The sequence below is a fragment of the Psychrobacter okhotskensis genome (genome assembly GCF_013248965.1).
GTDB lineage: Bacteria > Pseudomonadota > Gammaproteobacteria > Pseudomonadales > Moraxellaceae > Psychrobacter > Psychrobacter okhotskensis.
The window spans coordinates 23,596-41,241 of record NZ_JABRVQ010000006.1; the positions used below are offsets into that span (position 1 = coordinate 23,596).

General features: G+C 42.3%; 16 protein-coding genes and 1 pseudogene. 2 read left to right on the forward strand and 15 right to left on the reverse strand.

Translation table 11 applies throughout. From position 1 onward, the window contains the following. Positions 1 to 228 precede the first annotated feature (228 nt). Both rodA and HQR03_RS14365 read left to right on the forward strand, forming a co-directional pair. Positions 229 to 1,371, forward strand: a complete 1,143-nt coding sequence (gene rodA, locus HQR03_RS04505) for a rod shape-determining protein RodA (RefSeq protein ID WP_025651236.1) — start codon at positions 229 to 231, stop codon at positions 1,369 to 1,371. A gap of 1,264 nt (positions 1,372 to 2,635) precedes the next feature. Beyond that, positions 2,636 to 2,977, forward strand: a pseudogene (locus HQR03_RS14365) (septal ring lytic transglycosylase RlpA family protein); the annotation flags it as partial. A gap of 126 nt (positions 2,978 to 3,103) precedes the next feature. On the opposite strand, the gene radA reads toward HQR03_RS14365, so the two are convergent. The 15 genes from radA to HQR03_RS04585 form a co-directional block, all read right to left on the reverse strand. Next, entirely contained in the window at positions 3,104 to 4,540 is a 1,437-nt protein-coding gene (radA, locus tag HQR03_RS04515; protein WP_025651238.1) for a DNA repair protein RadA, read from the reverse strand. Positions 4,541 to 4,764: 224 nt separating this feature from the next. Next, positions 4,765 to 5,475, reverse strand: a complete 711-nt coding sequence (gene lptB / locus HQR03_RS04520) for an LPS export ABC transporter ATP-binding protein (protein ID WP_173239369.1) — start codon at positions 5,473 to 5,475, stop codon at positions 4,765 to 4,767. Positions 5,476 to 5,600: 125 nt separating this feature from the next. After that, positions 5,601 to 6,086: a lipopolysaccharide transport periplasmic protein LptA gene (gene lptA / locus HQR03_RS04525; RefSeq protein WP_173239370.1), complete on the reverse strand. Its 486-nt coding sequence runs from the start codon at positions 6,084 to 6,086 to the stop codon at positions 5,601 to 5,603. Positions 6,087 to 6,388: 302 nt separating this feature from the next. Next, the gene (gene lptC, locus HQR03_RS04530) at positions 6,389 to 6,976 is read right to left on the reverse strand and encodes an LPS export ABC transporter periplasmic protein LptC (RefSeq protein WP_025651241.1); all 588 of its coding nucleotides are present in this window, start codon (positions 6,974 to 6,976) and stop codon (positions 6,389 to 6,391) included. Further along, positions 6,973 to 7,539, reverse strand: a complete 567-nt coding sequence (locus tag HQR03_RS04535) for a KdsC family phosphatase (protein WP_025651242.1) — start codon at positions 7,537 to 7,539, stop codon at positions 6,973 to 6,975. The genes lptC and HQR03_RS04535 overlap by 4 nt, the downstream gene beginning before the upstream one ends. 68 nt (positions 7,540 to 7,607) lie before the next feature. After that, on the reverse strand, positions 7,608 to 8,600 hold the full coding sequence (locus HQR03_RS04540; protein ID WP_025651243.1) for a KpsF/GutQ family sugar-phosphate isomerase: 993 nt from the start codon (positions 8,598 to 8,600) through the stop codon (positions 7,608 to 7,610). 242 nt (positions 8,601 to 8,842) lie between these two features. Continuing rightward, on the reverse strand, positions 8,843 to 9,370 hold the full coding sequence (gene hfq, locus HQR03_RS04545; protein WP_173239302.1) for an RNA chaperone Hfq: 528 nt from the start codon (positions 9,368 to 9,370) through the stop codon (positions 8,843 to 8,845). A gap of 434 nt (positions 9,371 to 9,804) precedes the next feature. Beyond that, on the reverse strand, positions 9,805 to 10,995 hold the full coding sequence (gene miaA / locus HQR03_RS04550; RefSeq protein WP_173239303.1) for a tRNA (adenosine(37)-N6)-dimethylallyltransferase MiaA: 1,191 nt from the start codon (positions 10,993 to 10,995) through the stop codon (positions 9,805 to 9,807). A 44-nt stretch (positions 10,996 to 11,039) separates the two neighbouring features. Continuing rightward, positions 11,040 to 12,848, reverse strand: coding sequence for a DNA mismatch repair endonuclease MutL (gene mutL, locus HQR03_RS04555; protein ID WP_173239304.1), 1,809 nt, complete (start codon positions 12,846 to 12,848; stop codon positions 11,040 to 11,042). 51 nt (positions 12,849 to 12,899) lie between these two features. Next, entirely contained in the window at positions 12,900 to 13,424 is a 525-nt protein-coding gene (gene tsaE, locus HQR03_RS04560) for a tRNA (adenosine(37)-N6)-threonylcarbamoyltransferase complex ATPase subunit type 1 TsaE (protein ID WP_173239305.1), read from the reverse strand. Further along, a complete protein-coding gene (locus tag HQR03_RS04565; RefSeq protein WP_173239306.1) occupies positions 13,417 to 14,040 on the reverse strand; it encodes a 6-pyruvoyl trahydropterin synthase family protein in 624 nt (207 codons plus the stop codon). Before HQR03_RS04565 ends, tsaE begins: the two co-directional genes overlap by 8 nt. A gap of 798 nt (positions 14,041 to 14,838) precedes the next feature. Next, on the reverse strand, positions 14,839 to 15,171 hold the full coding sequence (locus HQR03_RS04570) for a YnfA family protein (protein WP_173239307.1): 333 nt from the start codon (positions 15,169 to 15,171) through the stop codon (positions 14,839 to 14,841). 6 nt (positions 15,172 to 15,177) lie between these two features. Next, positions 15,178 to 15,990 carry a PhzF family phenazine biosynthesis protein gene (locus HQR03_RS04575; protein WP_173239308.1) on the reverse strand — a complete coding sequence of 271 codons (813 nt, stop codon included), beginning with the start codon at positions 15,988 to 15,990 and terminating at the stop codon, positions 15,178 to 15,180. 71 nt (positions 15,991 to 16,061) lie between these two features. Next, the gene (locus HQR03_RS04580) at positions 16,062 to 16,523 is read right to left on the reverse strand and encodes a methyltransferase family protein (protein ID WP_173239309.1); all 462 of its coding nucleotides are present in this window, start codon (positions 16,521 to 16,523) and stop codon (positions 16,062 to 16,064) included. Between the two features lie 475 nt (positions 16,524 to 16,998). After that, positions 16,999 to 17,424, reverse strand: coding sequence for a hypothetical protein (locus HQR03_RS04585; protein WP_101212667.1), 426 nt, complete (start codon positions 17,422 to 17,424; stop codon positions 16,999 to 17,001). Positions 17,425 to 17,646 lie beyond the last annotated feature (222 nt).

Genomic DNA, 17,646 nt, shown 5'->3' on the forward strand with positions numbered 1-17,646 from the left:
ACTATCAAATTTTTAGCAAGCAGGCTAAACTATCGCATCTAATTCTTAGCGACCTATTCGTAATTAACACTTATCCTTATAATCTTCATAGTTACGTGACTTTATTACTAATGTGTTACTTTATTGGTTAGCATCTATTAGAATGAATACCTTATATTTATTGATTAATCATTTGTTTGTGTCAAATCAGACTTCTCTTTTACGCCAATTGCCAGCCACATTTTGCCTATGTCTTCTAATCCGCAATACCGTTTTTCCCGTCAGAGCCACCATTTAGGTCAGGGTCATGCACCGACGCTATGGCAACGTATTCATATTGACCCATGGTTGACTCTGCTTTTATTGACGGTTTGTTGTATTGGTTTAACGATTTTATATAGTGCTTCGACCCAAGATGGGAGCATGGTCATACGCCAGATGATTAGCTACGGGGTAGCGTTTGCCGTCATGTTTACCATGGCTCAGATACCGCCCAGCATTTATCGTAGCTTTACGCCTGTTTTTTACGTTCTAGGACTCGTACTATTAGTATTGGTAGATATTATTGGCGAGGTGCGCATGGGTGCACAGCGCTGGATTAACCTGCCAGGATTTGGCAGCGTGCAGCCTTCAGAATTTATGAAACTTGGCATGCCGATGATGTGCGCTTGGTTTTTGTCTAAGCGCGATCTACCTCCTTCAGCCTCAAGTATCGCCATTACATTAGCGTTGATTATCGTTCCGGTGCTATTGATTGCCAAAGAACCTGATTTGGGTACTTCGCTGCTGGTTGCGGCCAGCGGCATTTTTGTGCTTTTTTTAGCAGGTCTGTCATGGCGAATGATTTCAGGAGCGGCCATCTTAGCGATACCGCTTATCGCCATCGCTTGGAATTTTTTGTTACATGACTATCAGCGTACCCGAGTATTGACATTGCTCAACCCGGAAGCGGATGTGCAAGGTGCTGGCTGGAATATTATTCAGTCCAAAACCGCCATTGGCGCAGGGGGGCTGACGGGTAAAGGCTATTTGGAAGGCACACAGTCGCATCTACATTTCTTACCAGAAGGCCATACTGACTTTATTATTGCCGCGTTTTCTGAAGAATTCGGTCTGTTGGGCGTTATGTTACTGATGTTCGTCTACGCATGTCTACTCACACGCGCCTTATATATTGCTTTTACCCATCCCGATGTTTATAGCAGACTATTGGCAGGCGCGGTCGCCATGTCGTTTTTTGTCTATGTGTTCGTCAACGTCGGTATGGTTGGCGGTATTTTACCTGTTGTTGGCGTTCCTCTACCTTTCGTTAGCTATGGCGGCACGGCAATCGTCACTTTGATGGCAGGCTTTGGGTTATTAATGTCCATTCATACCCATAAATCTAACTAGAGCATGGCTTTAATCTTAATATGAGATAATGAAAAAACACTATGTCGGTAACAGCTAAAAAGGCGCTATTTTATGGCGTCTTTTTTTAAAGCCTACATGAAATTTTGGACTTGGAATGTCTGTATAAACACGCCATACGTGACTCTTGAAAGTATCAAAAACGCAAACTATAGCGACTTATTAATTAAAAAATAGCAGCCTTAATATCCAAAAATTAGAATATTAAGATAGAATTTAAGCAGTTTTTAGGAGCTAATAATTCGTTTTATTTGTAATTAATGCTACATATTCTTTGATATTACCCATCATTTATCATAGCCACATCCTACCTTAAACTACTGATATATTTAGAAAAAATATATTTATACTACAGCTTTTTTCCTCTAAAACTCCCCCTATTGTTACTCTACACTGATAGGTTTTAATCCTTGTTTTTTACAAATAATTGCGTTAACCTCGTTTTATTGTGTTTTGCTACATAACCCGTACAGAGCTACTAACAAACTTAGCATTTAATTATATTTTAGTTATAGCTCATCCGTATAGTTAGCAAATCCGAGATTTCAGACTTTCAAATCGACTACTTAGTTAACGCTTTAATAACAAAGTAATACGTAATACACTTTAAAACGTTTATTAATTTAGCAATACATGGAAGTTTGTTTATCGGATATGATAAATGTCGGTACTGACCATTGAAACTTTAGTTATTTAACTATGAGAGTCGGTACTTAATTAATGTTGTTAACTATCATTTGAGCACATCGTAAACGTTTCAGTCATTTACTACTGCAACGCATTTATGATAACAAAATGAAAATTATCATATGTTAGACCCTATAAAAGCCATCTTTTGCATCAATCCTGATTAGAATAACCGATTGATATATAGGCTTTAGAGCTTGCGACACGATTAGATTGGTCTAAGTCTGTCACACTCGATCTAAGATTTTTAGAGTTAGGTTTTAATGTATAAGTTATAGAGGTATTTATGAATAAGCGTTTATCTGGTTTACTTACAATGTCAGTATGTCTATTTGCTGGCTCTGCAGTCGCATCTAATGCCAATGCGGTAGAAGCAAAAACCACCCTTGCAATGATTTCGCAAGATAACGCCTCCCATATCGACCGTGTACTCGGTGAGCTTAGTCGTCAACATGATGGTGCTTCAAGCTTGGTTAAGTCTGCCCGTCAGCCTACCTCATTAGCACTTAGCAGCTCACTATTAGCGAGCGATACCGCCCAAGTAAGCAATGACGAAGACGTGCTAGAGCGTTTAACAGCAGTCGCGTCTAACTCAGTGAGCAAATTTAAGCAAACCGGTTTGGCATCTTGGTACGGCCGTAAATTTCATGGTCGCAAAACGGCCAGTGGTGATACTTTTGATATGAATGCCCTGACAGCGGCTCATCGTTCACTACCATTAAATTGCTATGTCAAAGTCACCAATAAGACCAATGGCAAAAGCGTCGTGGTAAAAGTCAATGATCGCGGTCCATTCCACGGTAACCGAGTAATGGATTTGTCTTATGGTGCTGCTAAGCAACTAGGTATCACTAGCAAAGGGGTTGGTAACGTCTCGATTGAACGTGTTTCAGGACCCTAGTTCTAAACCTACAGTTTTATAACTAAAGTTATAGCTAAAACGAAAAAAGCGCCTAACCACGATGAGTTAGGCGCTTTTTTATGTCTGACATTTATCTTTTTTAATATAAAGCTATAAGCCTATCGCTTACAACTCAAACGCACTTTCGATAGCATCGTCGAGACGTTCAACGGCAATCACATTAATGCCTTTAAATTGAGGAGAATCCTTCGCAGGTGCGTTAGCTTTAGGAATAATAGCGTGCTTGAAACCATGCTTCATCGCTTCTTTCAATCGTTCTTGACCGTTAGGTACAGGGCGTATCTCTCCAGACAAGCCTACTTCACCGAACACGGCTAAGGATGAAGGCAAGGGCTTTTCTTTGATACTTGAAGCACAAGCCAATAATACAGCCAAATCAGACCCTGTCTCTATGACCTTGACGCCGCCAACCACGTTGACATACACGTCTTGTCCACTGGTATGAATACCGCCGTGACGATGCATGACGGCCAGCAGCATGGATAAGCGTTGAAAATCTAGCCCCAGCGCCATACGTCTAGGTTGACCTTGCGAATCATCAACCAACGCCTGTACCTCGACCAATAGCGGTCTCGTACCCTCACGACTGACCATAACGACCGATCCAGCCACGGGCTTATCATAACGGCTCAAAAATATCGCTGACGGATTGGCGACTTCTTTCAGTCCCATATCGGTCATACCAAAAATACCGAGCTCGTTAACCGCACCAAAACGATTTTTGACGGCGCGAATCATCCGAAAGCGGGAGTCTGACTGTCCCTCAAAATACAATACCGTATCAACCATATGCTCAAGCACGCGTGGCCCTGCGAGCGTACCTTCTTTGGTCACATGCCCCACTAAAAATAGCGCAGTGCCCGTCTGCTTGGCATACCGTGTCAAAATAGCCGCAGATTCTCGAATTTGACTGACGCCGCCCGGTGCAGAATTGATGGCATCTGTATAAATAGTCTGAATAGAGTCAATAATAGCAATGGCTGGCTGCTCTTGAGTTAAAGCCGCACAAATAGTCTCGACGTTGGTCTCGGCCAATACCCGAAGTCTGTCAGCAGGCAGATCCAAACGTTTGGCACGCATAGCAACCTGAGCCAGTGACTCCTCGCCGGTCACATAAAGCGCACTACCTGCCAGCGAATCAGCACGAGCCATATTGGTCGCTGTTTGCAATAAGATAGTTGACTTACCAATACCGGGGTCGCCGCCTATTAATACGACAGATCCGGCAACCAATCCACCGCCAAGCACACGATCAAACTCGCTAATGCCAGTGGGCAAGCGCGTATCTAGGCCGACGCTGACAGCATTAAGCGGCATGACCGCACTATGAGTGCCTGCATAGTTGCCAGCGGGTGCACCTGTACTACGAGACACCGCTCGACTAGCATTAGGCTTAGCAGTATTCTTATTATGATGCGGCATACTGACGTTTGGCGCTTCAACCAAGCTGTTCCATTCCCCGCAATCCGTACACTGCCCTGCCCATTTGCCAAAATGCGCCCCGCAATGCTGACAGACATAACTGCTTTTATTTTTTGCCATAATGTATAAGCCTTATACAGACGATCAATAATAAAATATCAGAATACTTTTTTAAGTGTTTATATGAGAATAATTGTATGAAGAAGCCGTTAAGATGACAGGCTGTGTAGCAGGGATAATAACGAATAGGGTATGAATTATGGTCGTTGACACAAAAGATAGCTGAGACTTTATGCCAACTTATAAAAACAGAAACGAACGTGAATAGTGGTTAACTTACTGATTTATACCTGAAAATCTTTACCTAGGTACACAGATTTCACCAATTCATTATCTAAAACATCGCAAGCTGTACCTTCAGCAATAATGGCACCTTCTGAGACGATATAAGCTTTTTCACAAATAGCGAGCGTGTCGCGGACATTATGATCCGTGATTAGTACGCCAATACCACGATTTTTTAGCGTTAATATCACATCTTTAATATCACCAACAGAGATAGGATCAACGCCCGCAAAAGGCTCATCGAGCAAGATAAACTTCGGATCAGCTGCTAGGGCACGGGCAATCTCGCAACGGCGACGCTCACCGCCCGATACACTCATTCCCAAAGATTTGCGTACATGTCCTAGATTGAATTCACCGATTAGTTTTTCAAGCTCTTGGCGCTGCTCATTGGCCGTCAATTCTGTACGCGTTTGTAAAATAGCTAAGATATTGTCTTCAATAGACAGTTTGCGGAAGATAGAGGCTTCTTGCGGCAAATAGCCAATACCAGCACGAGCACGCTCATGCATGGCATATTTGGATAAATCCATGTTGCCTAAGCTGACGCTGCCTTTATCCATGTTAACCAGTCCGACGACCATATAAAAACTGGTGGTTTTACCGGCACCATTAGGGCCTAATAATCCAACCACTTGACCTTGATCAACAGAAAACGAGACATCTTTGACGACCCAACGTTTGCCATAGCGCTTACCTAAGTTCTTCATACACAAGCGCACGACAGGCTCAGCGTTGATGGTTGGGGCTAAAGGGTCAAGATTTTGGTTATCACTCATAACTTACTCATAGTGTTATCGAAATTTAAGCGCTGCTACAGACTGGTTTGTACAATTTAGCGTACACCGCTCTGGCTATTACTGTTGCTGGGCGGGAAAACCAACTCCACGCGCTGATTGCCGCCAGCAGTCGCTTCTACATCACCCGCCTTTAAGCTATAACGAATGACATTACCTGCGAAACTGGCACCATTTTGTACAAGCTTTGCATTGCCAGTCAACGTGATAATACCAGTGATGGCATTATAATCAATTTTATTGGCCTGACCTTTCGCCACGCCTTTTTCTTGGGTAACTACTTGTTGCATAGTGGCTGGACGACCGGTCGCTACTGCAGAGTTGATACTACGACCCTGTGATAAGTTGACCGTAATATTATCTGCGGTCATCTTAAACGTACCTTGAGTAATAACCACACCACCAGAATAACTCGTGACGCCGGTACGTTCACTATACGTGGCTTTATCTGCCAACAGCTTGATCTGCTGGTTGGCGTCTGATGGCAGCGCATGACTGTATAGTGGTAACGCTAGCAACATCATGACCGATAGCGTGCGCAGACGAGGAGAGACTTGAATCGAGCGGGTCGATAATAAGCGCAAAGTAGGCAAAAATTTAGATTTCATAAATATTACTCGTTTTATTATTAGTAGTAGGATTTGCAAACTTTATGCTAACGATAGTCAATTCTATATTAATCGGACACGGTCTCAGGTTATTAGAGTCACTCGGCGTACTATAGATAGCACTTTCGCTCATCTGTCCTGTCTCTCAATTATTCTGAACCAACTATATTGTTTTAATGCTTTTTGACGTAATCATTTACTGTAAAAGGCAACGGTGATTAAAACAAGGCTTTGTCTTGACGGTCAGCAGGAGAAAAATTCACAGCGACCTGACCGAACTCATATTCTCCAGTCTCAAGATTGGCTTTCATACTTGATGCTTCAAATCGATTCATCCCTTGTTCAATCTTGACCGCTTCATCACTATAAACTTGACCTGACTTGGTATTGCCTTTAAGAGTATTACCCGTCACTTTGATGGGTTCAATATCTGATGCGCCATCAGCTTTATCTTCACTAACTAAGGTAAAGCCACCAGACAAACTCAGCTCTCCAGTCTGTTGGCTAATAGCAGCACTACCCGCTTCGATACGATAGCGCTGCTCATCTGAGGGCTCCCAATTCATCGTAATACCGGACATCTCATCCTCATTAGTCACCGGATTGTGTGTCAACGATTCAGCGGTAAGCTCATATTCCGTTTCGCCTTGCTCATTGGTTTGCACCGCCTTGATGTCGGTCGCTTCATAATCAACATCCGTCGCTTCCATACTGACTGGCGGTGATATATCTCCTTGCTGCTGAAAAAACCAGCCAGCAATACCAGCAATAATCAACGCTAAAACTATTAAAACACGAGTATTCACGACAAGTTATCCTGAGTTTGTGCCTCATCAAGCGTATAGTGCGCGATAAAGTCTTGATAATGACCGTGACCTTTTAAGATAAGATCACATATTTCACGAACTGCCCCCGTACCGCCTGCGCGGGTGGTAACCATGTCGCTACGCTTAATCACTTCGGCATGAGCATTGGGCACCGTTGCCGCAAACCCCACGGTTTGCATCGCTTTAATATCTGGCAAATCATCGCCCATATAAGCACAATCAGCCGCCGTAATGTTGAGTGCCGGGTCAAGGGTAGATAACAATTCATTTAAGGCAATGAGCTTATCATCACGTCCTTGTACCACATAATTCACACCCATCTCGACAGCGCGCTTATCCACCATGGCGCTGCTACGACCCGTGATAATAGCAGTCAAAATGCCATACCGTGCTAACGACTTAACGCCGACACCATCGTGTACCGAAAAGGCCTTAGTCTCAATACCATTGGCGTCATAGATAATTTGACCATTGGATAAAATACCATCAACATCCAGTACCAATAGCTTCACTTGTCCGGCTTTTTTTATTAAGTCTTGCATGAGTCATCCCTTCTTAAAGACTTTTTGGCTCTTATTTATGTAGCGTTATTTTTTTAAATGCATAATGCTTACTTAACACCCGCTTGTAGTAAGTCATGAACCGTAATAATCGCTTCCAAGCGATCTTCGTCATCGATAATCAATAGCTGGCTAATGCCGTTTTCGTTCATGACACTCAAAGCGTCTGATGCGCGCATGCTTTTACTGATGCGACGTGGGTCGTGTACCATCACATCGCGCATCGGTGTTTGTAGATCAATGCCTTTTTCTAAGCCACGGCGTAAGTCACCGTCTGTAAATACGCCGACAACTCTGTCATTATCATCAATGACCACTGTCATACCTAAACGCCCAGCAGACATGGTAAAAAGCGCCTCTTGCAATGGGGCTTGTTGATTGATAAGTGGCAAATCTTCTGACTTAGTATGCATCAAATCTTCGACGCGCGTGAGCAGTTGACGACCTAACGCCCCTGCTGGATGCGATAAAGCAAAATCCTCTGACGTAAAATTGCGCGCATGCACTAAAGCCACTGCCAAGGCATCGCCTAGCGCCAATGTAGCGGTGGTGCTAGAAGTGGGCGCAAGATTTAGCGGACAGGCCTCCTGCGATTTACCCAAAGTCAATACAATGTCAGCTGCGCGCGGTAACATGCCACGCTTATCACGGCTGATACTAATCAGTGGAATATTTAAATGCTTAACCACAGGCAGCAGCATTTTAATTTCGTCTGACTCGCCAGAGTTTGAGATGGCCAGCAACACATCGCCTTTCACCAGCATACCTAGGTCTCCATGCCCCGCTTCACCAGGATGCATAAAAAAAGCGGGTGTACCAGTAGAGGCAAAGGTCGCAGCGATTTTGCGCCCAATCAATCCTGACTTACCCATACCAGTCACCACTACCCGACCTTTACAGGCCAAGATAATATCGCAAGCCTGTGCAAATCTATCGTCTATCTGCTCTGTCAGTAGTGCTAACGCCGATATCTCGGTATTGATGGCTTCGATAGCGGTACTAATATATTGCTCATGGGTCAGATTGCTTTGGCTATTACTCATGCATCAGCTCTATGTTTATAATGAATCGATAAGATATTTTACTATACTCTGAGCAATATTAATAATGCCCCGCAAAACCCAATAGCAACGTCAAATCGATATCAATGTTTAGTAGTTATTATACGTCTATTTATACAAAAAAAACCCACTATAGCAGCAGGTTTTGATTAAGTATATCAAGTCGAGATAACGCATCTATAGGCAAAATACTTCCTGTCTATGATCGGTTATTTATTATCAACTTAGTTGTTATTATCAGACTCGTTATTTGGCTTACTTTCGAAGCTCGCACTGTCTGCTGGCGTCTCAAACCCACGGTCTTGACCAAAACCACCACGTTCAAAACCGCGATCTTGACCTTGTCCTAAACTACCACGCTCAAAGCCGCGATCTTGACCTTGGCTAAAGCCACCACGGTTGAAGCCACTACGATTAGCAGCAAAACCGCGCTCTTCAAAACCACTGCCGCTAGCAGGATTACTACCACGTTCAAAACCACTACCTTGATAACTGGTTGGCGCGGCACTCTGAGGCTGAGAGGTAGTGCCTGTCGCTGTGCTACTACGCGGGTTACGCGCTGGTACAACCGTCGAGATGGCATGCTTATAAACCATCTGGCTCACGGTATTTTTGAGCAACACGACATATTGGTCAAACGACTCAATCTGACCTTGCAATTTGATACCATTAACTAAAAAAATAGAGACAGGAATGCGATCTTTGCGCAGCGAGTTCAAGAACGGATCTTGTAAAGTTTGTCCTTTTGACATGAAATCTCTCCTAAATATTATATAATTATGTTTTAAGCGCCAATTATTTTAAGTGTTGATTCAATTATAATGGCTAAGAGTAGATACAATAATAAGTTTTATTTATAAAACGTATCTAAATAAACACTGGTCCTTCTTAAGCGATTCCACTTTATCGTGAATACATTATTATTGTAGATAATTAAGTAACTACTTGTTTCATAAACTGTTTTTATCAACAAACGTCAATTAATAATAGTTAATAAAGCAATGGCGATCGCGCAAAATACACCACTTTACTGAATTTAAATTATAACAGCTATTAACGTTGTATTTTGAAACTAATTGTCATTACTTTCTAGTGTGTTTATGAAGCGTTGCTGCTATGTTGTGTTTCTAATAAGATGGAGCAAAATCAAGACAGACTTTAAGGCAAATAACGCCTTTAAGAATGGCTAAAGCAGATAGTTTCTTGCCTCTGCCATTGTTGTGAATGCTTTAATCTCTAACGTATGGTTCATAGAGTCATTTGTATCATCAGCAGAGTTGGGACTTATTGCTACTGGTGTCGCAGTACTGGGCAGTTGCATTACTTTGCGAAGCCAAGTGTACTGGCGCTTTGCTAGCTGTCTTGTCGCATATAATGCCTTATTTTGCATTTGCTGACAAGCAAGCAACTCGGTTTGGCTATCGGCCGAACTTGATTCAAGAAGAGGCTGAGATGCTTTATCTTGTTGTGACTTATTACTTATTGAACTGTCTAATTCGCCAAAAGCCTCGTAAAACAACGCCTTGTCTAAATGCGGCTGTTCAAATATTGGATGATTAGTATGCACGAGATATTCTAAGACTTGCCGATAGCCAACGCAGCGCATCGACGGCAAATTCGGTGTTAGTGGATACTGCTCAAGCAGCCTGATTACTTCAGCCACTAGACCCTCATTCCACATGATGTCTAGACGCTGCTCGATACGCTCATGTAACCATGGGCGATCAGGCATCACTGCCAATACATGCCAGTTCTGATTGGGATTATGGGCCAATGCTTGTTTGGGCTTTCGCTGCCAGTCACTAATTGGGATATCTGTTTGCAAATACACTTCAATAGCGCGGGTAATACGCTGAGTATCAGTGGCATTGAGGCGCTGGTGGCTCACCGCATCAACTTCACCTAGATAGTCATATAGCACACTTATACTTTCATCTTGTCGCCATTGCTCCACCCGCGCACGGACGCTATCATCGCTATCTGGTACTGGAGATAGCCCATCTAATAGCGCCATGTAATACATCATGGTACCGCCAATGAGCAAGGGTATTTTGCCGTTTTCATGACAGCGATCAATCAGACGAGCAACATCATTAACGAATTCTGCAACGCTATAGCTCTGAGTCGGGTCAATAATATCAACTAAATGGTGCGGATAACGCGCAAGCTCCTCCGTCGTAGGCTTGGCTGTACCGATATTCATGTCGCGGTATATCAGCGCTGAATCTACTGAAATGAGCTCATAACGCCCTGTATCATACAGCTCATAAGCCAGTGCTGTCTTACCGCTCGCGGTTGGTGCCATCAAACACACCACGCTATTATCTGCCAAATTGGGATTTAGGCGATAAGACGAGCTATCAGACGAATGTTGCATAAAGTTGCCTTTACCAATAATGTTTTGGGTAACAGAAAGAGAATTTAGTTATTTTTTTTATTCACAGACGAGAGCATTAACGCGACTAACTGCTGACTGTCTATCGTTTTGAGTGCGTTATTAATAAGTAACGAGTCGATATCAGCTAAGAATACTATCAAATCTTGCGCTGACATTTGCGCGCTCACGGTAGCCAGTTGCTGATTAATATATGCTGCACTATCTATCGACTTGCCCTCTAATATTTCCCCTTCTTTGGAAAAATTATTGCTAAGCACTTGTGACTCAAATAATGAGCTTAACATCGACTGCCAATCTGCTGCACTGATGAGTAAACATTGCCCGTGATAGTAAAATAATAACCAAGGCAGTGATTTATTATCGATGTCTTTAGCATAAGAAGATTCGATTGCTAGGTTATTTAAGCTCGTAATGATGTCTAAGCAAACTGGTAAAGACTCGCTTGTTAGTAACGAGCTACTTAGCATATTAGCGTTATTGGTTGAAACTGGACTTAATAATTTAATACTCTTCGCTGAAGAGTCATCACTATAGAATTTTCCTGAAAGACGCTCTTCTAAATTTTGCGAAAAAGCTTTACTTACTGACAACTGATATGGCTGTCTGGGTGCTTGTACTTGCTGGCTTTTGGTTAAACGAATGGTAGATGATGTCTGTTCCCTTTCAGCAGCAAAGGCGTTATATATAGGTAGACGATTATCTAATACTTGACTATCATCATTAGCAGAATCAATGGTCTTTTTGCTAATAATCGTTTTAAGCTTTGTCCGAATATCATGACTTAGATGCGCCATGATATTGTTGAGCGGACTGATTTTGATGCGCTGTTTGGATGGATGTACATTGATATTGAGCCACTCGGTTGGCAAATCAAAATAAAGCGCGTAGCCAATACCTGCCAGCTGAGTACTTTGGGCAAGTTGGCGCAATTGATTGCTAACCAAGGCTTCTTTTACTAGCCTGCCATTCACATAGATTAGCTTTGGTAAAGTATCCTGCGAATGAGCGATAGGCCACAACCAACCATTAATGCTTGCTTGAGCGCCAAAGCTATTGCCAGCATACTCTGCAGGTGACTGCATCAAGCTGCTGAGATCTATCGCTATTTCTAACGCATTATCCATTAGTGATGACCCAGTCGCTTGTTCAAGACGCGATAATGGCAGACGATTTATATTACTATGATTGTTGTTATCGACAGACCTTGAAGACAGCGACAGCCGCTTTTTATTATCATGAAACAGCGTCAGTGCCACATCTGCTCGCGCCAGTGCGACTTCACGGACGATCGTCTCAATATGACCAAACTCGGTCGCGATAGACTTTAAATTACCGCGACGGGCTGGCACGTTAAAGTATAAATCCTTTACGGTAATGGTCGTACCACGATGATGCACAACGGGTATGAGCCTTGGCACATCGTCCAATACACCAGCAACTTGCAACTGACGACCGATGCCACTGTCATCGTGGCTACTGGTCAAGGTCAAACGAGAAACTGCTGCCGTCGCTGCCAAGGCTTCCCCGCGAAAGCCTAACGTTGTAATACCATGTAAGTTAGCGACATCCGCAACTTTACTGGTCGCATGACGGGTAATGGCCATGACCATATCATCGGGATGAATGCCCGTGCCATTGTCCATCAGCTCAATCATTCCCATGCCGCCTTGGGTAATATGAATTTCAATATTACTCGCACTAGCGTCAATCGCATTTTCAAGCAGTTCTTTGACCACTGCGGCTGGACGCGTGACCACCTCACCTGCTGCTAATTGATTGATGAGCAACGGCGATAATTTTTTGATGCGGCTATTGGAGAGATTATCTGGCATTAATGGATGTCATACTTTTCTATAGTCTCAGCAGCATTAACGGGGTCTAACCTAAATTTTAAGAGAGGATAAATCTAAGCCTTGTGCTTGGCCCGCCTTCGATAGTCGCAGCTCAACTTGACGAGCCTCTTTATCTGTATCAGCGCTGTTGGCTTGCGTCATATCGATAAACATAGTCGGCGGCGGTAAGTAGCTGTCCGCACGGCTGGCCCATTCGATAATGACCAGCGCATTTGGTTCATCGAGATACTCATCGAAACCGATAAAAGACAGCTCTTCTGGGTCTTGCAGACGATATAAATCAGCATGATAAACAGGCTTAATTGAGTCGTCATTTTGCTGAATGCTATAAGGTTCCACTAAGGTGTAAGTCGGGCTTTTAACGGCACCCGAATGTCCGAGCGCTTGCAACCAATAACGCGTTAGCGTGGTTTTACCTGCGCCCAAATCACCCGCTAGCCAGACACTACCGGATAGTGGTAATGCCGCCAATTGTGCCGCCAAACGCTGAGTATCGGCTTCAGAATACAGCGTCAACATTTTTACGTTTTTGTCTTCCATTGTACTATTAAGCATCAGGCTTACCTGTCTGTACTTGCGTATGTACCTGCATAGTCACGGATGGATTGACAAAGCGCTCACCGCGAATCAGCTTGGTATACAACTCGGTGTCATGCCATTCAGCACTCACTTGGTCGCTGAACTCAAATTCTTCTAAATTAAGCTCGCCCATTTGCGCGTTTGCCACATCATCAGCAAAGCACTGTGCGTAACCGGTTGCCGTCTCATGGGCAATCACCGAGTAAACGCTGACATCAGACTCACCGTTTTGCATTTGGGTTTGTTTTAGAATTTCTTGCGCCCAAAAGAATATCACGCGCGAGAACTGCTCTGCGGACGGCGAGACTGGCAAACTTATCCAGCGTGCGCTGAACTTTTTACAAGCCTCAATATACTCAGGATCGTCCTTATTCCAAAAGCAAATGGCATGATCAAAGCTGTCGATGATGTCTTTAATCGAAGACTTTAATAAGCCAAAATCATAGACCATTTGCCCGTGATCTAAACGCTTGGCTTCTAGAATCAGCTCAATCTGATAGCTATGACCATGGATAGAATGCTTACAACGCTCAGAGCTACAGTTACGCACGATATGAGCATTTTCAAATTTAAAAAGTTTACGGATACGCATAATAATTTTGACCAAAACAGTAAGCACTATCGTGCTAAATATTAATAACTAAAGGTTTGCCACAGCGAATCATTGGCTTGTCGCTTATTATAGCAAATTGGCATGTATCCGTAAGTAAGCACTTATTAATAGCAATATTGGCTAAATAAATCTATTGCCTACAACGTCTATTTATAAAATACGAATTTAAGGCATAGCATCGACAAAGGCAGGGTTGGATCGAATCGTAGGTGAATTGTGCAGAGGCTATCTATTACCTACCCTTCAGCCTATACTCAATCCAGTACGCAGCGTTTGCGGCCATTGTAGCAATATCGCCTACTAGTCAGCTAATTTGGCTTAGAGGATGGTATAAGCTACCTAAAAAGGAAAAAATCATGAGTAAAGGTCAAGATAGTAAGAAGAATGTAAAAAAGAAGCCACTGTTAACGGCAAAAGAGAAAAAAGCGGCTAAACAATCAAAGAAAGAAGACAGTGGTAGTATTTTATTTAGGTAAACATTAATATTCAATGCACCACTGTGCTAATTGAAACCCTATTAATTAAAGCTATGCCAATCGAACCTCAAGGTTTGATTGGCATTTCTTATATTTGATTGGCATTTCTTATATTAGATGATGCTTTGATACTAGGGTGTATCCTCATTTTAAAAATAGTCATAAAAATGAGATAAATCGCCGTCAAACGAGAAAATAGCGCAAATAATATCGGGATATTAGTCAGCTGTTTGACGGTGTTCGGCAAAATTTAGCCATTTTTAGACCATTTAGATACAATCGAGTGAATTGAAGATACGCCCTAAGTACTGCGCGGTGCAAACATAATAATCGCCATCCCTAACAGCGCGACCGTCGAACCCACTATATCCCACGTGGTTGGTCGAATACCATTCACCGTCCACAACCATAAAATCGCCATCACCACATACACCCCACCATAAGCTGCGTAGACTCTACCCACAGCCGTTGGATGTAATGTCAGCAACCAAACAAAAGCGGCTAAACTAAGCACGCTGGGAACAAGCAGCCAGATTGACTTACCTTCTCGCAGCCATAGATAAGGCAGGTAACAACCGACAATCTCAGCTAATGCTGTCAAAGCGAACAGCGCTACTGTCTTTAATTCTGTCAAAACCCGCTACTCCTCAACCGTGATAAAGCCTGTCATATACTGCACGGCATTGCCAGAAATAAGCACTCTATCGCCTGCAACGACACAGTGTAAAGCCCCGCCTCGAGTTGATGCTTGATAAGCAATCAATTCATTTTTACCCAAATGCTCTGCCCACAGTGGCGCAAGTCCCGTATGAGCCGAACCTGTGACTGGGTCTTCATCGCCACCATTGGCTGGCCAAAAATAACGAGAAATAAAATCGTATTCTTTATATTCAGCAGACTTAGCCTGACAAGTAACCACCACATCTAAGGGTGCGAGCTGTTTTAGCTGTTCGTTATCGCGCGCTACTGTTAATACGTCGGCTTCAGTATTATAAATCACAAAATAAGCTTGGGTATTTTTATAAACTTCAGCTGGTGCAATAGATAATCCTGCTAGCAAGCTATCGGGAATATTATCAACTTTCTCGGGCTTAGCATTAGGAAAGTCCATTTGTATTTTGCCATCATCTGTTTGCACGACGGTTAATATACCAACCGCTTTGGCTGAAAATTTAATAAACGCTAAATTAGGGTTTTTATTAAATAACACAAAAGCAGAAGCCAAAGTCGCATGTCCGCAAAAAGCAATCTCAGTCAATGGTGAAAACCAGCGGATATGATAAATGTCTTTGTCATCAGCCACAATAAAAGCCGTTTCAGATAAATTATTTTCAAAGGCAATCGATTGCATTAACTCATCAGCAAGCCAGCTATCTGTAATGATAACCGCCGCTGAATTGCCTTTAAAAATAGTATCCGTAAAAGCATCAACGACATTAATTTCTAGTTGCATAGCATTCTCATATTTTTTATTGAAATTTTTTTTGGCCAATACTTACTTACATTAAGGCTCATTAGCTCCTTTTATATCCAGCGTCTGACTCTTGATATATAAACCTGATACTTCTTACCAAATTTTTGCTTCATCATCTGCTCTTCTGGCTGGATCTGAAAACGTGTCATATAAAGTATAAAAATGGGTAATAATACAAACGCTAGATAGTGAGACAAATATAGTGCCCAGCCTAATAAGACAAGCACCAAACCTACATACATAGGGTTACGGCTATATCGATATACACCATCAGTCACTAAACTAGAGACCTGCTCAAGGGCTTGTGGATTGGCGGTGGTCTGCGCTTTTTTAAATTGAATCACGCCCATAATACTACTGCCCACTCCTATCACACCCAAACCCACTGCCAGCGCCGTTGAGCCAGTGAGCGAGAACTTCAAAGCAGGTACAATTTTAGACACGCCAACCATGGCAGCTGCCGTAATGATGACTTGTGCTGGTGGTGGTACTTTTAGTGCTAAGGATTTCATAAGACCACCCACAAGTTTTTGTTGAATTCATGCTTTTATCTTTATTCATTGTGTCCGCTGACTACTAAGACACTATTGAAAATCTGTAGCATTATAATGATAGATATTTTATATCGGCAAGCCTTAACATTATTTATCTAGGCTAGTTTGGCAATAGGGAGATAGCGCTAGATGACAAATACGGGGCAGCTATCTACCTCTTTGTTAGCAATAACTGGCGCATAGTATCTAATTTATTTTAGTAATGTGTGACGGATTAAGTTTTTGCTTGATTGAATAGGCTTGAAATGGATGTTATCTGTTAACTCAAATAACTATGCAATATTAGAGCTCTTGCAAAAGCACTATTTTACTGAAAAGTGATTCAAAGGCTAGTGACGACTTATGCAAGAGGTTTATTAAAATAATACTAATTGAGTTAAAACTGTTATATTAAAATATAAGCATCTTTCAGAGAAATAAAATTATATCAAATTCAATCAAATGCTTTATGATAAATATCACCACACTTATGACACATCCACTGATTCATCCAATAATCATACTTTTCTGGAAATTCAACTTTATTATAACTCAATGCCTTCTTCATAAGATAAATGGCAAACCCTATTACAGCGATACCTAAAAGCTTTAAAAACCACCCACCAGCTAGCATAAAAACGCCTACAACAATCATAATGATAAAAACACCGATACCTTGTTTTACAGGCGGGGCAGCTTTGTTTGCAAGTGTAGATCGTGATGTGCCACTTGTGGTAGTGTGAGCAGCTCCTCCACCTACACCTGCCCTAGCAACACCACCACCAACTGTGCGACTGGTGGTATTAATCTGTTGAGTTCCAGATTCGTATACCACTTCAAGTCGCTGACAATTATCAGAACCACATTTTAGACAGTTCATTATAAAATTCCCCTATACTCGTTAATAGTTAAATTGGATAGCACTTTTTATTTTTTCTAAAAACAGTATATTAGAATTCATAAAAATAGAGAATGCTTTAATGGATGAATGTTGACTAACACATTTGTTACAAGAATAAGCTAAAACATACATTTAAGCAATATTTAGTAAGCTTAATTTGATTAAAAAATTAAGCTTCGACTGTCTTTTTGATAAAATTTG